Consider the following 16,232-nt stretch of genomic DNA (forward strand, 5'->3'; position numbering starts at 1 on the left):
AAGTGATATGTACCCATAATTCTGGACACATATTATGAATTAGGCCGAATGAATGGATGCTTCCCTGTATTTTGCGGGAGGCATCCATTTTGTTTTAGCCTGTATTCGCTTATTGTTATAATAGTCTATATATTCTGCAACTGCTACAGAAAATTCTTCAAAAGATTTAAAATCCTTTTCATGTCCATAATACAATTCATTTTTCAAACGTCCAAAGAAAGTTTCCATAATGCAATTGTCATAGCAATTTCCTTTACGAGACATAGATTGAATAACGCCATGATTAATCAATCTCGTTCTGTAATAAATATGCTGATACTGCCATCCCTGATCAGAATGAAAAATAAGGCCATTAACTCTTTGGAATTTTTTAAAAGCTTTATCCAACATTCGTTTTACTTGTTCCATGTTTGGACTTAATGATAAATCATAAGAAATTATCTCGTTTGTATGCATATCAAGAATTGGAGAGATGTAGCATTTGCCCCAGGAAAAATTAAACTGTGAAACATCAGTTGTCCATTTCTGAAAGGGCGCAGTTGTACTGAAATCCCTGTTAATTAGATTAGCAGCAATTTTTCCAACTTCCCCTTTGTATGAATGATACTTTTCTTTTGGTCGTTTTCCAAATAGTCCCAGAGAATGCATTATTCTTTGAACTCGTTTGTGGTTTACAGTTTTGCCACGGTTTAGAAGTTCTCTGTAAACACGACGTACGCCATATCTTTCTTTGTTTTCTGTAAAAATCTCCAGTATTTCTTGTGCCATAGCGACATTTTTTTCAGCAATAACATCCTTTTTGCTTATTTCAAAGTAATATGTCGATTTTGACATTTTTGCAGCTTTTAAAAGATACCTTAATCGGTATCCTTTTTCTTGGAGTTCTTTGAGGACTTTTGCTTTTTCGCCTTGAGATGTTCGTCCCATTCTGCGTGTCTCAAGGCTATAGATTTTTTTATTACTTCGTTCTCTGCTTTCAGATATTCATTTTCATTTCGTAACCGTAATAGTTCATCTCGTTCTTCTTCTGTAAGAGGTTTCGTGTTTTTTGATTTTTTTTTCATAACTGGATTTTTCCTTGGACGTCCTATTGAAATGCTCTTTAATCCATCATAACCGTTATCTTTATATTTTTTAACCCATTTATGAAGCAGGCCTGAAGCTATACCTGCATTACATGCCGTTTCTTGAATAGAGTTTCCTGCTAAGACTTTTGAGACAAGATTAAATCGTTCTTCTGGCGTCCATTGTTTTTTATGAGACTTATGATGTAATGCTGTTATTCCTTTATGTTCTTCTATCCTTTTCCATCGACGTATCATCTTATGGAAATCTTGTGGATCTTTTATTCCTTCTGGTGTTTCAACCCAGATTCCTTGTTTGTAAAGTTCAATGCATCTAAGCTTGAACTCTAATGTGTAGCGCATAAAAATACCCCTTTTACTTTTGTCCAGTAAAAGGGGTACATATCATAAGAGCAGGGCCTTTTTTATTTAACGAAGTCTGTTCGAGGAGAGAAAAATAAAGAATTGTACTCGCATTTAATTATTTAATTCTTCTATGCGGAACGTCAGCTATCTTTATTTTTCTCTCCTCGACAATTATCGCAAAAATGTGTATTCTGCTCACATGGAAATTGTACGAGCTTCAGTATTGGGATTTTGTTTTGGTGTGAGACGCGCCGTGGAATTGGCGGAGAAGGCTCTTGCTGAGAATCCTGGGAAAAAAGTATATTCTCTTGGTCCACTTATTCATAATGAAAACGCTTTGAAAAGTCTTGGCGAGAAGGGCTTGTTCACAGTTGACGAGTCAGCAATTTTCGCAATACCTGATGGAGCTGTTGTCATAATCCGAGCCCACGGAGTTGCTCCTTCTGTTACAGATGCTCTCGAAGCTAAAAACTGCAAAATCATTGACGCCACTTGTCCCCGTGTAAAAGCCAGTCAGAAAATGGTAGAACGCTATTCCAGTGAAAACGACTATGTAGTCCTAACCGGCGACCGCAATCACGGCGAAGTAATAGGCATTGCAGGTTATGCCGGAGAAAACTTCTCCCAGATTCAGGACTACACTGAAGCCGAAAACTTTAATATTCCAGACTCAGATTCCAAAAATATAATCCTCCTAAGCCAGACCACCTACAGCCCAAAAGAGTTCGAAAAAATCGAGACTCTTTTCCGCAGTAAATTCCGAAACCTGGCCGTAATGAATACAATCTGCCCCGCTACAAACGAACGGCAGGAAGCGTTATTAGAGCTCTGCAAAAAAGTAGATGGAGTAATAGTAATAGGTGGCAAAAACTCCGCTAACACAAAACGCTTATATCAAACCGCCGCTGCCAACTGCAACAAAGCCATTCACGTTCAAAACGCATCCGAAATTCCGGAAGACTTCCGGAATCTATCAAAAGTAGGCATCACCGCCGGCGCCAGCACCCCCGACAGCATCATAGCCGAAGTAGAAGCCTTCCTCCTTTCCTCTAACTGATTATGATTGTATAGGAAGATGTCTTAGAAGACTGACAATTTCAAAAATAAAACCAGAAATTGTGGGACGCAGGCAAAATGAAAAAGAGGGCCCCAGGGTTGCGCAATTATTCTGGCGAAGCCAGAATGAAGCGCGATGGGACCCTGGGAGATTGCTTTTTCAGTTTTGCCGTCGCTGGGACCCGCAATTTATGGTTTTGTTTTTGATATGGACCATTTTTATTTTCAAGATTTCAGAAAATAATATATATTGAATACAAATCCTTCTTTCTATATAATCATAATATTATGAGTAGATGTTTTACAATGTTAAAGCCCGGCGTAGTAAACCGCCGTTTAGTAGGCGAAGTTATTGAACGCCTTGAAAAGAAAGGTTTCAAACTCATAGGTTTGAAGATGATGCACGTTAGCGAAGATCTCGCTGGCAAACACTATGCAGAACATGATGGAAAGCCTTTTTACAATGATTTAGTTAGTTACGTTACATCAGGTCCTGTAATTGCAATGGTATGGCAGGCAGATGACTGTGTAACTCTTATGAGAAAAGTAGTAGGTGCAACAAAACCTACAGAAGCAATCCCAGGAACAATCCGTGGCGATTACTGTATCCACACAGACAGAAACATTATCCACGCCTCAGACAGCGACGAAAGTGCAGAGCGCGAAATTAACCTCTGGTTCAAGCCAGAAGAGCTCTACGACTGGTCTGACTGCGAGGACGGCTGGTATTAGCCTAATATAGCAGAACCGTTAAAAAACGGGCTGCGGCAGCGGGCCGTTTTAGGTTCTACGAAAGAACGGCTCAGAGCGAGATTTATCGAGCGACAGTGCGATAAATTACAGAACGCCTCAGAGCGAGATTTATCGAGCGACTATTCAGGCAGTTTTTTAGTTTAGGAAAGTTATATGTCAGAGAAAACAGTTGGTATAATCGGTGGCGGTGCCTGGGGTACTGCCCTTGCACAGGCTTTAGCTCGTGGTAATCACAAAGTTCAAATTTGGGCTTTTGAAGAAGAAGTTGTTAATCAGATTAATAATGAACATGAAAACAAAACATTTCTTCCAGGTTACCCACTTCATGAATCAATCACCTGTTCAAATGATGTTATAGAAGTTGCAACAGGAAAAGAATTTCTGATTATTGCATCTCCTTCACTCTTTCTTGCAAAAATGATGGCTCAGATTGTTGACGTGCCTAATATTGCGGACGGTTCAACAGTTATTACAGCTGTTACAAAAGGTTTTGTTCCTTCTAATGAAGGTCCAAAGCTTATTCTTGAAACAATGGAATCAGTACTTCCTGAAGTTTATAAGGATTGTACAGTTTATGTTGCAGGACCTAGCCATGCAGAAGAAGTTGCAATGGGTAAACTTACTGGACTTGTTGCTGCATCTTTAAATCCTAAGAATTCTATTCGCGTTCGCGAACTTTTCCGTGTACCTGGTCTTATGGTATTCTCAAGCTTTGACGTTATTGGTGTTCAGATTTGTGCTGCTGCCAAGAACGTTATTGCATGTATTTACGGTGCTATGGATGCCATTGCAGAAGATTCAAGTGTATTCGGTGATAACGCAGAGAGCCTTCTTCTTGCTGCAGGTCTTAATGAAATCCAGACAATCGGTTTTGCAATGGGTGCAACTCATGCAGAAACCTTTACATCAATTTCTGGTGTTGGTGACCTTGATGTTACCTGTAAATCTAAATATGGACGTAACCGCCGCTTTGGTCAGGATTTAATTAAGACAGACATGCTTTCAAAATTTACAGATATTGATGATCTTATTAAGAATGTATCAAAAATCGGATATCTTCCTGAAGGTGCAATTGCCTGCAAGTACGTACACGAAATTGCACAGAAGAAGGATTTGAAGCTTCCACTTTGCGACGGATTGTATAAAATCTTAAATAAAGAAACAACTATTGAAAACTGTTTGTATCAGTTGATGCACCTTTAATTTGGGGTAAAAAATGTTAGAGAAAATCACCGGAACCTTCAGCGGCATTGTTAAAAAGCTGAGTGGCAAATCTACAATTACAGAAAAGAACATTGAGGATGCTGTTGAAGAAATTAAAATGGCGCTCCTCGAAGCCGACGTAAACCTTCGCGTTGTACGCCGCTTTGTTAATTCTACTATCGAAGAAGCCAAAGGTGAAAAGGTTCTTAAGTCTGTAGACCCTGGTCAGCAGTTTACAAAAATCATCTATGACAAGATGGTTTCAATGCTTGGTGACACAAAGGTTGATTTACACCTTAAAGGTCCTGATACTCAGTCTGTAATTTTGATGCTCGGTCTTCAGGGTGCCGGTAAAACAACTGCAGCCCATAAGCTTGCTGCCCGCCTTAAGAAAGAAGGACGTAAGCCTTTACTCGCTGCCTGTGACCTTGTACGTCCGGCCGCTGTTGAACAGCTTTCTCAGCTCGGCGAGAAGATTGGTGTTCCTGTTTATAAAGAAGATTCAAAAGATGCCGTAAAGAATGCAGAAGACGCAATTTCTTTTGCCCGCAAGAACGGTTACGATACAATCATTATCGATACTGCCGGTCGTCTTCAGATTGACGAAGAGATGATGGCTGAGCTCGTAAAAATCAAAAAGGCAACCAGTCCTGTAGAGGTGCTTCTTGTTGCCGATGCAATGACTGGTCAGAATGCAGTTGATATTGCCAAAACCTTTGACGAGCAGCTTGGTCTTACCGGCGTAATTCTTACAAAGTTTGACTCAGACGCCCGCGGTGGTGCGGCTCTGTCTCTTAAAACAATTACCGGTAAACCGATTCTCTTTATTGGTACCGGTGAAAAAACAGAAGACTTTGAAGTTTTCCATCCGGAGCGAATTGCTTCGCGTATTCTTGGTATGGGTGACGTTGTTTCTCTCGTTGAAAAAGCACAGGAAACAGTTGATGCCGAAGCTGCTCTTAAAATGCAGAAGAAGCTTCAGCGCAATGAGTTTACTCTTCAGGATTATCTTGAGCAGTTCCAGCAGGTTAAGAAGATGGGCAGCATGCAGTCTATCATCGACATGATTCCTGGTATGAGTGGAATGGATGCTTCACAGATGGATCTTAGCAGCATGAAAAAGAATGAGGCTATTATCCAGAGTATGACTTATAAAGAGCGCTTGAATCACTTGATTATTGGTCCAAGCCGCAGAAAACGTATTGCAAAGGGTAGTGGTACTTCAGTTGCAGACGTAAATAAACTTCTCAAGCAGTTTGAAAAGACAAAGCTTATGATGAAAAAGGTCAGCCGCAATAAGGGTATGCAGGGCCGTATGATGAATCAGCTTGGTATTGATCCAAGTATGATGGGCGGTCTCGGTGGAGCTCCAGGAGCCGGCGGACTTCCAGGCGGATTAGATCCAAGCGCACTTAAGGGCATGGATATGAAGAAGCTGATGGAAATGGCTAAGAAATTCAAATAAAAAAAATCGGCAGGAATGAAGTGCACTTCAGAAATCCTGCCGATTTTTTTTATCTTACTGTTAGAACACTGGCACTTCTGCCATCTGTCGTATAAACTTTCTGCGGATTTGTATTGTCCAGTACCGGTGTAAGTCCAATATAATAATTGTAATAGTATTTTCCAGCCGGAAGCGGTAGTTCGAGTTCGTAGAGGCCTGGAGATGTTTCTACCATTTCGTAAATCCATGGATCCCAGTTTGTGAACGTACCGGCTAGGTTTACTTTCTGGCCGGTTTCGCCCTTGTAGATAAAGTGGGCGTAGTCGTTCTTTGGAGACTCTGTATATACGTTAATGCTTCCAAGGTTTTCGAGTTTAGAGAAATAAAGGTTTACATTCTGGTCGTATTCTTTGTTTGGATTCAGAGGATCTGTTGTCCAAAGACCGTCGAATACAAGTCTGTATTTTAGTTCTGTGAATTTGTGTTCGCGCTTAAAGACATAAAACATGTGTTTTCGCGAAACCTTTTCTTCATCATCTTTCTGGGTGAGAATCTGGAACGGATGAATCACCTTGTATTCTTCAAAATCAAAAGCAATTCCTACAAAGCGGTGCCTTGTGTCCGCGGTGAAGATAATATAATCGTCGGTAACAACAGGTGCTCCCGGCTTGTCAATTCCATGCAAAAGTGTATCAAGCTCAAAATTCTGATAATTAGTCTGTTCTGCCGCAAATACTGGCACGGCGCAAAAACACCCCATAACCAAAGCAGCGAGTAAAATAAGCTTTTTCATACTGTCATTATCGGAATCTGGAACTGAGAGTTTACTTTTTTATTTCTATATAAATAATCCTTAAGTCAAAACAAAAATAATCCGTTCATATAAGAAGAAAGTAAAAGGTACATATTATACTTGTATTTTAATAGGGTTGTGGGGTAAAATTAAAGTAGTATGCCAGGATTAAGTCAGCTTAAAAAATTCAGCAGTGATCTTCTTTCGCTCGGTGACGAAACTAATCTTCGTGCCATTCGTGGCGAAAAGCCTGTAAAAGTAGAAATTCCAAAAGAAATCGAAGATAAAAATGACTCTGAAGAGTTTGTTCTTGGCATGCCTGAAATCGAGGCAGAGCCTGAAATTTCATCTGCTGATGAAGACCTTTCTGACTTAACTGCCCTTGTAAATCCTACTCCTGCTTCTTCTGAAAAAAAAGGTGAAGCTGAACCAGCCCCAAGTTTTGAAGCCCCTGATATGTCTGCCCTTCTGAATCCAGTTGCAGCTGAAGTTGATTCGGAAGAGGGTATGCCAGACCTCTCTATGTTTGATGAACCGGAAGAAGAACCGGAAGAGGTTGTTGAAGAAGAGCCGGAAGAAATTTCTATTGCCGATATGGGCCTCGACGCACTTCTTGCAGGCGGTGGTTTTGATGAACCTGAGCCAGAGGAAGAAGAACCTGAAGATGAAGATGCAGAAATTGATTTAGATGATTTTGAAGATGTTCCAGATTTAGATGAAATCAATAATCAACCGGAAGAGGAAACTCTTCCAGAGGAGCCTGTAGAGACTTTAGACGAACCGGCACCACTGGAGGAGCCAGCTCCTTTAGATGATGCAGAACCTCTTGATGATATGCCTGGTCTTGATGAGCCAGCCCCTCTTGATACTGATTTCTCTCTGGATGATATGCCTTCATTGGACGAGCCGGCAGATATTGGAGAGCCTGCACCACTGGATGAACCTGAAGCATTAGATGAGCCTGCAGAACTTGATGAACCGGCACCGCTTGATGAGGCAACTACACTGGATGAACCTGCACCGCTCGACGAACCAGCTCCATTAGATGACGCAGAGCCTATGGCAGAAATGCCAGACTTCTCACTTGATGATATGCCATCTCTTGACGATGCAGCTCCTCTTGATGAGCCAGCCTCGTTTGATGAGACATCAGGCTTTGATGAACCGGCACCACTCGATGATGCTGAACCGGCACCGCTCGATGATGCAGCTTCACTCGACGAACCTGCACCTCTAGATGATGCTGAACCGGCTGCTCCTGCAGAAGATGCTGCTTCAACTTCTGGCATGGATGATTTTTCTCTTGATGACATGCCGGCATTCGATGAACCATCAGCAGCTGGTGCTGATTCCTTCTCACTTGATGAACCTTCTCCATTTGATGACGTAGCTCCGGCAGAGGATGCTGCATCTGCAGAGGAAGCTGTACCTGCAGAAGATTCTGCTACTGCAACAGGAGATTCTGTTGGCCTTGAAGAATTAGGTAATCTTGAATTTGATTCAATGCCGGCTGATAATTTTGATGAAGATGCAGGAGATGCTGGTGAAGCCGCTCCAGCAGCAGAAGGCGATGACTTAGATAATGGTGGAATTCCAGACGGTCTTTTTGATGCCGGTGATTTTGATCTTGGAGATGCTGGAGAAGCAGCCGCTTCAACAGAGTTCTCTGCAGAAGATGAAATTCCAGATTTTGACGATACAGCTGGTCTTGATGGAGAAGACGCAGGCGATGGTACTACTGAAGAAAATGCTCCGCTTGAAGTATTTGATACTTCTGAAATGGATGGCATGGACTTTGGTATTCAGGATACAGATTCACAGATAAGTGGAAATGCTGCCGGAGATTTTGAATTTGGTTCGCATGAAGACTTTGCAATGGAAGGTGAGTTTGAAATCCCAGGCTTCTCTGACGTTGCAACTGCAAAAGAAGAAAAATCAAAAACAAAACTGGTAACAGGAAAAGAACCAAAGGGTAAAAAAGCAAAGGGCAAAGGAAAAGCAAAGGAGCTTGATGAGCCAGACTTTAGCGAAGCTCAGGAATCTGAAGAACTGCCACCAAATACTCTTTCTGATGAACAGTATAAAGTATTCCTTGCTAATCTTGCTGAATATCCTTTGAACGTACGTCTTGCATTTGAAGACTTTATTGTTCAGGACGAATTTACAGACGACGCCGAATTTGAAATCATAGAAAAAATTCTCAACAAGGCTCCTGCACGTCAGGTTGCCGGTATGCTTGAGAAGATGCTCGATACTTCAATTCCGATTCCACGTGACTTTGAGCACAGAACCGCAGCCGAGTACGAAGCATATAAGAAGTCTCTTTCATATCAGCTCAGAAATAAGATTATTCCGGGAATCCTTCTTGGACTTCTTCTTACAATTGTTGGTTGGGGACTTATTAAGTTTACAGATTACTGTATTTACAGACCACTTAAGGCTAATTCCCTCTATAAACAGGGATACGCTTTGCTTGAGGCAGATGAATATCCACAGGCAGAAATGCGTTTTGAAGAGGCTGTAAAGAAGAGAATCAATAAGAAGTGGTTCTTTAAATATGCACGTGGTTACCGTGAACACAAGCAGTATCAGCGTGCGGGAAATATGTATCAGAATATTCTGCGCTACTTTAAGCATGATAAGATGGCTGGTCTTGAATATGCTGATATGGAACTCAACGATCTTGCAAACTACGAGCGTGCAGAAGAAATTGTACGCCGCGAAGTTCTTGATTATCATATTAATGATGCAGATGGTATCTTAAAGCTTGGTGATGTATTCCTGGAGTGGGGTACAGAAAAAGATCCTTCTAAGCTTGAGCTTGCCCGCGAACAGTACGCAAACCTCATTCAGCTTTATAAGCCTACAGACCTTTATTTGTCTCGCATGATGCGTTACTTTATCCGCACAGATAACCTTCGCGAAGTTATTCAGATGCAGAAGACCTTTGAAAAACGTGAGAAGTCTCTTGGTTCTGAAGACTGGACAGAGCTCAGTGGTTACCTGCTCGATAAATATTACGGAGATCTCGCACCATCAGAAGAATATCTTCGTTACGAAATTGAAGGACTCCGCGGACTTCTTTTACGTGCCGTTAAGACAAATCCTGATAATCCTATTGCACAGTATAATCTTGCAAAGTACTTCCTTAAGACTAATGAAACTGCTGCTATTGAAAGTACACTCCAGAGAGCAATTGAAAAGTTCAATACAGTTCCTTCTATGAAGAAGCGCGATCTTTATAAGTATATTGATTCGTACCGTCTTCTTGGTGAACACTATATTGGAACTTCAGATTATCTCCAGGCTCAGGAACAGTTTGCAGAAGGTATTTCATTGTTCACTACAGAGCGTGATAATGCCGGCTTTGAGGGAACTCCTGCAATCGGTAAGCTTTATGAAGATATGGGTGATATCAAGTACACAATTTCTGGTGACTATGATGACGCACTCTTTAATTACAAATACTCAGTTGAACTTGAAAACGATAATCCTTCTATCCGTTACCGCATAGGCTATATCCAGTATAAGAAAAAGAATTATATGGAAGCTTTGGGTGCCTTTATGAAAGCCGGAGACGGAAATGTTAAGGAACGCAATCTTATGCTCGCTATGGCTAATACCCTTTACCTTCGTGGTGATGAGTATGCGGCTCAGGGCTACTATGATCAGCTTATTGACCAGCTTGATGATGAGGTAATTGAAAACGGTCTCGTATTGCCTCAGTCAAGCGTTAAAGATTATGACCTTGTAAATACTTACCTCTATGCTGCAAATAACTATGGCGTTACACTTTACAAGCTTGCAAAGCGTACTGGAAACAGTGCACTTAATGCACAGGCAATTGTACAGCTTAGCCAGTCTGTGCGCGCGTGGGATGCTCTTACACGTAATCAGGAAACAATGCTCCGCCTCGAAGGCAGCAACCTTGCAGAACAGAACATTAAGTATATTACACACCCAATTCCGGAGTTTGAGCCATCTATCTACACTGACATTTCAAAGACACTTCTCGATAACGAGCGTCTTTGATAAACAGGGCAATGCGTATGCAAACTCAGAGAAATCCGGTTTACGGAATCGTAGCAAGACAAAGACTTAATGCACTCTTAAAGGAACTTTTTAGAAAGTCCATTCATATCTGTTCAAGTTTTGTTCCTTTTTTCTTGGGACTTGCATACTGGCCGGTAATTGGACTGCTGGTTGCGGCTGTAATTTTTTATTCAGTCAGTGAGATTCTTCGTTCAAAAGGAATTAATATTCCGCTCATTTCAAAAGTAACAGAAATTGCTGCTAGAAAGCGTGATGAAAATCACTTTGTACTTGGGCCGGTAACTCTTGTATGTGGAATCCTTATTGCAGCTTTGCTGCTCCCTTTGGATTGTGCCCGCGTTGGTATTTTTGCCCTTGCTTTTGGAGACGGTCTTGCAAGTTTGATTGGTAAGCTTGTTGGTAAAATTACAATTCCGGGAGCTCACGGAAAAACAGCGGCGGGAAGTCTTACCTGCTTTTTTGCGGTTTTTGTTTCAACCTACTGCTGCTGTCACAACTGTTTAGTTTCTCTTTTGATTGGTCTTTGCGCAATGTTTATAGAAATATTGCCGCTTTCTGATTTTGATAATCTTATTATTCCGCCTGTGATCGGGTATATATTTTCTGTTTTGGTTTGATAAGTCGCTCAGGCACAGCCTTCGCTCTGAGCCATTTTTTAACGGTTCTTCGATTATAGGCTTAATCTATCCACAAGTAGTGTTTGTGAACTTCATTCAGATATAAATAAGTACCGCCGCCCAGGAAGATGATTCCCGCTGCCAGGTTTGCAATATTAAAGCAGTAGAAAATCAAACTATAGCCTATGCATAAAAGAATAAAGCCGAGAGTCATAATCTGCTTGTATTCATTTTTCTTGTTTGTCTGAAAGAGTGCGATTGTGCTTACTAAACAGGTCAAAAAGCAGAACCAGCGGATTGCCTTTTCATAACCGTAAGAAATACAGAAGTTTGGAAGAACAATAGCTGTGTTTAACGGAATCAGCTCTGCAAAGAACATTGAAACAATAATGAGGATGATACAGTTGCGGTCTGTGCTCTGGCGGAAATCATCTGTAATCATAACAGTGTTTCCCATAAGAGCGAGTGGGGCAAGTAAGCGAGCGAACAGAGTAATGTTTCCTATTCTGAGCATAAACAGTGAGAACGAACCTGAAACCTGAAACATTGGAACCATCAGACGGGAAGTGTCACAAAGGCAGGCTACAAGAAAAAGCAGGAAGAAAACAATATCAGGTGCCTGAGTTTTTTCAAAGCTGTGATAGATGATAAACGTTGTAACGCAAATATAAATCATCAGAATAAAGATTCCGGAAAAAACATAAATTGGGTTATAGCGGAGAAGGAAATTATCAGAAAGATTTTTTGTGTAAATCTCTGGCAATACAAAGTTGTGTGAAAAAAACTGATAAAGCGTAAAGAAGGTGCCCAGCGCAAGACAGGAAAGTGAAATAATAAAGAAGATAAGTGTCATTCGGTTTCGGAATCTTATTGTCATAATTTAAAGATAACGTGAAGACAAATAATAGTAAAGAGTTTAGTTTTTATTCCGAAAATTTAATAAGGATAAATAAAATTATCACCGGCCGTCGCGGCCTTGGGAGGATTTCGAAATGAAAAAAATATTTATTTGCAGTCTTGTTATGATGCTGGGACTTTCAGCTGTTTCTGCAGGTGACGTAGCAACTTTTGTTGATAAGGGATTTTCTGAGGACGGAAAATATTATGTGTTCGGTCAATATGGTAAAACCGACAAGAAATTCCAGGGCTGGGCAGAGCTTTACCAGGTAGATATTGCTGCCAATGATTACACAGATAATGGAGTTTTCAAGACAAAGCCTTCTGCTGTAACTGCAGACAAACATGGTAACGAAGTATTTGAAGCTCTTGAAGGAAAAAGCTTCTACTATTTCAAAGACTTGAAGTGTGAACCTGCAAATATTGATCATGTGCTTTATATCCTTGATGATGTAAATAAGACAGGAACTGATGAAATTGTATTTAAGGATTTCCGCAGTGCAGACCTTGATAACGCAGATGTTTATCACATCAGACTTTATCCAACTGTAACTGGAAGTGGAAAAAATACACGTTCATCTTTCTATATCATGCTTGAAAAGAAAAATGCTGCAGGCGAGATTCTTATGAGCCGCAAAATCGGAACTCCAAGCATCAATCGCAAGGGCGTAACAAATTATAAGATTGAACGCATCTTCTGCGACAAGTCTGAAAAGAATCTCATCTTTGTAATTGAAAAAATGATGGAAGATGATACTGGTACTTCAATCAGATATATGGTAGAAGCAGCACAGTTCTAAAAAATCTTTTGAAAAAACTTCCTAAAATCGAATAGTTTTACATATATTATTATAGAGATATGTTATGAAAAACACGGCTTTGAAAGCCGTGTTTTTTTTTTATTTCAGGAGGTTTTATGAAAAAGTGGGGAAATGTGCTGCTGCTTGGTTTTCAGACTATTGTGCTTTGTGTGGTAACTCTTTTATTTGTGATTCCTTTTTCATGTAAGGTTTCGGAAGAAGGAATTATTTTTGTGGGAGGAGATTATACTTCGCCCTTTCTTGAAGAGGTAACTGTACTTGATGAAAGAACTGTGACTATGGCTTTTTCGGAGAAGGTGAAATTAAAAAGCTATACGGTGTCACAGCAGATTGAGGATATTTCTGATTCGTTTGAACATTCTGTAACAAAAGAACTTTCTCCAGCCATAAAGGCAGCCAGCGGTGGATATGGTAAGATTGAAACGAATTATTCGATTTCTGAAGACGGCTGTCTTATAACGTACACGGCTGCTTCAAATTATGATATTGGAAAGGCCTATGAGATTTTTGGAACAGTGGAAGATAAGGCTGGTAACTCTTTGACATTTTGTGTTCCTTTCTGCGGTTATAATTCAAAGATTCCAAAATTGATTATGACAGAACTTCAGGTGAAGTATAAGAAATATAAGGAAGATGCTTATCGCTGTGAGTTTGTGGAGTTTCTTGCTTTGTCTGATGGAAACTTAAGCGGGCTTGAGCTTGTTAGTGCGGCTGACGGGGAAGAAAAGAAATATGTTTTTCCGCCGGTGCAAGTGAGTGCCGGGGAAGTTTTTGTTGTACACCTTAGAAGTGCCGGCAGTGGATGTGTAACTGAGACCGAAGATTTTAATGCTTCGACGGCGCCACACTCGGGAAAAAATGTTCGGGATATTTGGGCGGATAATACTAAGGCAAGGCTTAGCGATAATACTGATATAGTTGTAATAAGGAACAGCGTAAATGGTTCTATTCTTGATGCGGTGATGTATGCTGCGGAAGATGCTGTGGAATGGGGGAAGGGCATGCCGGCTCTTGCGGATGAAGTTTACAGAACAGGTATTTACGAAAGATCTGACATTTCTGAAGCAGAAATAAACAGTGGGCTTGGTTCTGTTGCGCAAAAGTCTTTTTGCAGGGGAGATGCTGAAGACCTTCGCCAGCTTGCTTTATCTGGTTCGGAGATTGAATACCCTGTAAAACGTAAGCCTGATACCTGGACGATTAAGGCAGTGAACCCCGGCACTCTGTAGGTCACTAAAAGTCCTGAACGCTTTAATAAAGCGCGTTTTTATGTTAAAGTTTCCCGTATGGTAGAATTATTAGCTCCTGCGGGAAATATTGAATCTCTGGATGCCGCTATTGGCGAAGGCGCGGACGCCGTATATCTTGGTCTCAAAAGTTTTAATGCGCGAATGCGTACATCAAACTTTGCATGGAATCAGTTTGAGGCTGCTGTTGAAAGTCTTCACAAAAAGCAGAAGAAGGTTTATGTAACTGTTAATACGGTCTGCGAAGAGCGTGAAACAGAACGTCTATATCGTTTTCTCTCTTATCTGAATGAGGTAGGACCAGATGGTCTTATCGTACAGGATTATGCCATTATGCGTATGGCTCAGGAGTTCTTTCCAAATCTTGAACTTCATGCTTCTACTCAGATGAACGTGGAGAGTGCTTCTGCCGTTAAGCTTTTGCAGGGCTGCGGTGTAAAACGTATGGTTCTTGCCCGCGAACTTGGCCTTGAAGAAATCAAAAAAATTAAGACAGAAACAGGTGCCGATCTTGAAGTGTTTGTACACGGTGCTTTGTGTGTAAGTGAAAGTGGTCTCTGTCTTTTCTCAAGCTTCCTTGGTGGAAAATCCGCTAACCGTGGTATGTGTACTCAGGCCTGCCGTCGTTTCTATACTGCCGAAGTTCCTGGTGGTGTACGTCAGGGCTATTATTTCTCTCCTTGTGATCTTGAACTGATTGAAAAGATTCCGGACTTAATTGAAGCCGGTGTTGATTCTTTCAAGATTGAAGGACGCATGAAGAGTGCAGAGTATGTAGGAAGTGTTGTTTCTGCATACCGTTATGTTATTGATCATTACAAAGAAGATAAGAAGGGTGCTATTGCTGCCGGTAAGCGTATGCTTGCTTCTGACTTTGCACGCAGCAAGACTTCTTACTGGTATGGATTTAAGTCTCTGGAAGACGGTGTTAATAATGCCGCTTCTGCTATTTTGAATCCGGATCAGGCTGGTGGAACTGGTATTTATCTTGGAAAGATTTCTGCAACTAAGGGGGCTCCAAAAGAGCTCGTTGACGCCATTGTAGAAAACATGAATGATGATGTACCTCCAGAGCAGAAGCATATTCAGATGGCTTTGCTTAAGGGCGGCTCTTATGATCCTGATCCAGGCGATTCAATCCGTCTTCATAAAAAAGATGATACCGGCCGTGTAAGCCACAAGGTTCATTCTGTTGAAGTTCAGGATAACGGTGAGCGCTGGATTGATATTCCAGGCGGCTTCTCTATTGGAGATGAAGTATATCTTCTTCAGATTAAAGCCGGTTCTAAGCGTTATAATCGCGTACTTCCTAATGACCTTGGCCGCTACAGAAAACAGCCAAAGGATGAAAGACTTCCTGTTCTCGACGTTACTCCAGTTCAGGGAAAAGAACTTGCTTATTTCCCTGAAGGAATTTACGCTCAGGTTTCATCTATCCAGGATGTATTTGCCGTACAGGGACTTAAGCCTGTCCGCATCATTATTGAATATAACAGCGAAACTGCATACGATCTTTTGAATCATAAAACTGTTCTTCCTTTCTCAAAGAAGCAGATTTATATTTCTCTTGATCCGTTCTGTTCTGCTGCTCAGGAAGATAAGCTCAAAGAAGAACTGGACCGCCTTATTGCAGACGGCTACTTGAACTTTGTTGCAAACAATATTGCTCATCTTCAGATGCTTAAGGGAACAAAGACAAATATTATTGCCGGTCCATACCTTTACACCTTCAACCGCTGGGCTGTAAGCTGGCTTGAAAATCAGGACGTTGGTGCCTTTATCATGCCTTATGAAAATAGCCGCCGCAATCTTGAAGCAACCTGGGAACAGAATGTTCGTGCCCGTGTACTGGTACCGGTTTTTGCTTACCCTGCATTGTTCCGTATGCGCTTTAAGCTGCCATCTGATTATGACTTTA

Annotated in this window: 13 protein-coding genes; 9 read left to right on the top strand and 4 right to left on the bottom strand. The window is 41.1% G+C overall.

What is annotated here, in order from left to right:
• Nucleotides 1-39: 39 nt before the first annotated feature.
• Together BM161_RS13915 and BM161_RS13920 are read right to left on the bottom strand one after the other, a co-directional pair.
• Complete coding sequence (locus BM161_RS13915; protein ID WP_083425697.1) at nt 40-927, bottom strand: IS3 family transposase; 888 nt, start codon at nt 925-927, stop codon at nt 40-42.
• Entirely contained in the window at nt 858-1,427 is a 570-nt protein-coding gene (locus BM161_RS13920; RefSeq protein WP_074931124.1) for a helix-turn-helix domain-containing protein, read from the bottom strand. Before BM161_RS13920 ends, BM161_RS13915 begins: the two co-directional genes overlap by 70 nt.
• Before the next feature lie 202 nt (nt 1,428-1,629).
• Here BM161_RS13920 and ispH point away from each other — a divergent pair, with 202 nt between their 5' ends.
• The 4 genes from ispH to ffh all read left to right on the top strand — a co-directional run bounded on the left by ispH (nt 1,630) and on the right by ffh (nt 5,907).
• Nucleotides 1,630-2,487, top strand: coding sequence for a 4-hydroxy-3-methylbut-2-enyl diphosphate reductase (gene ispH, locus BM161_RS13925; RefSeq protein ID WP_074933865.1), 858 nt, complete (start codon nt 1,630-1,632; stop codon nt 2,485-2,487).
• Nucleotides 2,488-2,774: 287 nt separating this feature from the next.
• Nucleotides 2,775-3,218, top strand: coding sequence for a nucleoside-diphosphate kinase (ndk, locus tag BM161_RS13930; protein WP_074933837.1), 444 nt, complete (start codon nt 2,775-2,777; stop codon nt 3,216-3,218).
• A gap of 174 nt (nt 3,219-3,392) precedes the next feature.
• On the top strand, nt 3,393-4,442 hold the full coding sequence (locus tag BM161_RS13935) for an NAD(P)H-dependent glycerol-3-phosphate dehydrogenase (RefSeq protein ID WP_074933840.1): 1,050 nt from the start codon (nt 3,393-3,395) through the stop codon (nt 4,440-4,442).
• A 13-nt stretch (nt 4,443-4,455) separates the two neighbouring features.
• On the top strand, nt 4,456-5,907 hold the full coding sequence (gene ffh, locus BM161_RS13940) for a signal recognition particle protein (protein WP_074933842.1): 1,452 nt from the start codon (nt 4,456-4,458) through the stop codon (nt 5,905-5,907).
• Nucleotides 5,908-5,956: 49 nt separating this feature from the next.
• On the opposite strand, the gene BM161_RS13945 is transcribed toward ffh, so the two are convergent.
• A complete protein-coding gene (locus BM161_RS13945; RefSeq protein ID WP_074933845.1) occupies nt 5,957-6,679 on the bottom strand; it encodes an early set domain-containing protein in 723 nt (240 codons plus the stop codon).
• A gap of 159 nt (nt 6,680-6,838) precedes the next feature.
• On the opposite strand from BM161_RS13945, the gene flcA reads away from it, so the two are divergent.
• Both flcA and BM161_RS13955 read left to right on the top strand, forming a co-directional pair.
• The gene (flcA, locus tag BM161_RS13950; protein ID WP_074933848.1) at nt 6,839-10,711 is read left to right on the top strand and encodes a periplasmic flagellar collar protein FlcA; all 3,873 of its coding nucleotides are present in this window, start codon (nt 6,839-6,841) and stop codon (nt 10,709-10,711) included.
• Between the two features lie 17 nt (nt 10,712-10,728).
• Nucleotides 10,729-11,349 carry a diacylglycerol/polyprenol kinase family protein gene (locus BM161_RS13955; protein WP_074933851.1) on the top strand — a complete coding sequence of 207 codons (621 nt, stop codon included), beginning with the start codon at nt 10,729-10,731 and terminating at the stop codon, nt 11,347-11,349.
• Nucleotides 11,350-11,410: 61 nt separating this feature from the next.
• Here the strand turns inward: BM161_RS13955 and BM161_RS13960 are convergent, their stop codons facing one another.
• Nucleotides 11,411-12,226, bottom strand: coding sequence for a hypothetical protein (locus tag BM161_RS13960; RefSeq protein WP_143090586.1), 816 nt, complete (start codon nt 12,224-12,226; stop codon nt 11,411-11,413).
• A 115-nt stretch (nt 12,227-12,341) separates the two neighbouring features.
• Between BM161_RS13960 and BM161_RS13965 the strand changes: the two genes are divergently transcribed.
• The 3 genes from BM161_RS13965 to BM161_RS13975 all read left to right on the top strand — a co-directional run.
• Nucleotides 12,342-13,046 (top strand): DUF2259 domain-containing protein, encoded by a 705-nt coding sequence (locus tag BM161_RS13965; protein ID WP_074933859.1) that lies wholly within the window; start codon nt 12,342-12,344, stop codon nt 13,044-13,046.
• 116 nt (nt 13,047-13,162) lie between these two features.
• Nucleotides 13,163-14,296, top strand: coding sequence for a lipoprotein TP_1001-related protein (locus tag BM161_RS13970; protein ID WP_074933861.1), 1,134 nt, complete (start codon nt 13,163-13,165; stop codon nt 14,294-14,296).
• Nucleotides 14,297-14,353: 57 nt separating this feature from the next.
• On the top strand, nt 14,354-16,232 hold a 1,879-nt coding region (locus tag BM161_RS13975), incomplete at its 3' end, for a U32 family peptidase (RefSeq protein ID WP_074933864.1).

This window comes from Treponema bryantii (assembly GCF_900113965.1).
GTDB lineage: Bacteria > Spirochaetota > Spirochaetia > Treponematales > Treponemataceae > Treponema_D > Treponema_D bryantii_A.

Bases quoted from the DNA above. Each gene is read 5' to 3' on its own strand.
- BM161_RS13915 (WP_083425697.1), bottom strand. From the start codon at position 927: ATGGGACGAACATCTCAAGGCGAAAAAGCAAAAGTCCTCAAAGAACTC.
- BM161_RS13920 (WP_074931124.1), bottom strand. From the start codon at position 1,427: ATGCGCTACACATTAGAGTTCAAGCTTAGATGCATTGAACTTTACAAA.
- ispH (WP_074933865.1), top strand. From the start codon at position 1,630: ATGGAAATTGTACGAGCTTCAGTATTGGGATTTTGTTTTGGTGTGAGA.
- ndk (WP_074933837.1), top strand. From the start codon at position 2,775: ATGAGTAGATGTTTTACAATGTTAAAGCCCGGCGTAGTAAACCGCCGT.
- BM161_RS13935 (WP_074933840.1), top strand. From the start codon at position 3,393: ATGTCAGAGAAAACAGTTGGTATAATCGGTGGCGGTGCCTGGGGTACT.
- ffh (WP_074933842.1), top strand. From the start codon at position 4,456: ATGTTAGAGAAAATCACCGGAACCTTCAGCGGCATTGTTAAAAAGCTG.
- BM161_RS13945 (WP_074933845.1), bottom strand. From the start codon at position 6,679: ATGAAAAAGCTTATTTTACTCGCTGCTTTGGTTATGGGGTGTTTTTGC.
- flcA (WP_074933848.1), top strand. From the start codon at position 6,839: ATGCCAGGATTAAGTCAGCTTAAAAAATTCAGCAGTGATCTTCTTTCG.
- BM161_RS13955 (WP_074933851.1), top strand. From the start codon at position 10,729: ATGCAAACTCAGAGAAATCCGGTTTACGGAATCGTAGCAAGACAAAGA.
- BM161_RS13960 (WP_143090586.1), bottom strand. From the start codon at position 12,226: ATGACAATAAGATTCCGAAACCGAATGACACTTATCTTCTTTATTATT.
- BM161_RS13965 (WP_074933859.1), top strand. From the start codon at position 12,342: ATGAAAAAAATATTTATTTGCAGTCTTGTTATGATGCTGGGACTTTCA.
- BM161_RS13970 (WP_074933861.1), top strand. From the start codon at position 13,163: ATGAAAAAGTGGGGAAATGTGCTGCTGCTTGGTTTTCAGACTATTGTG.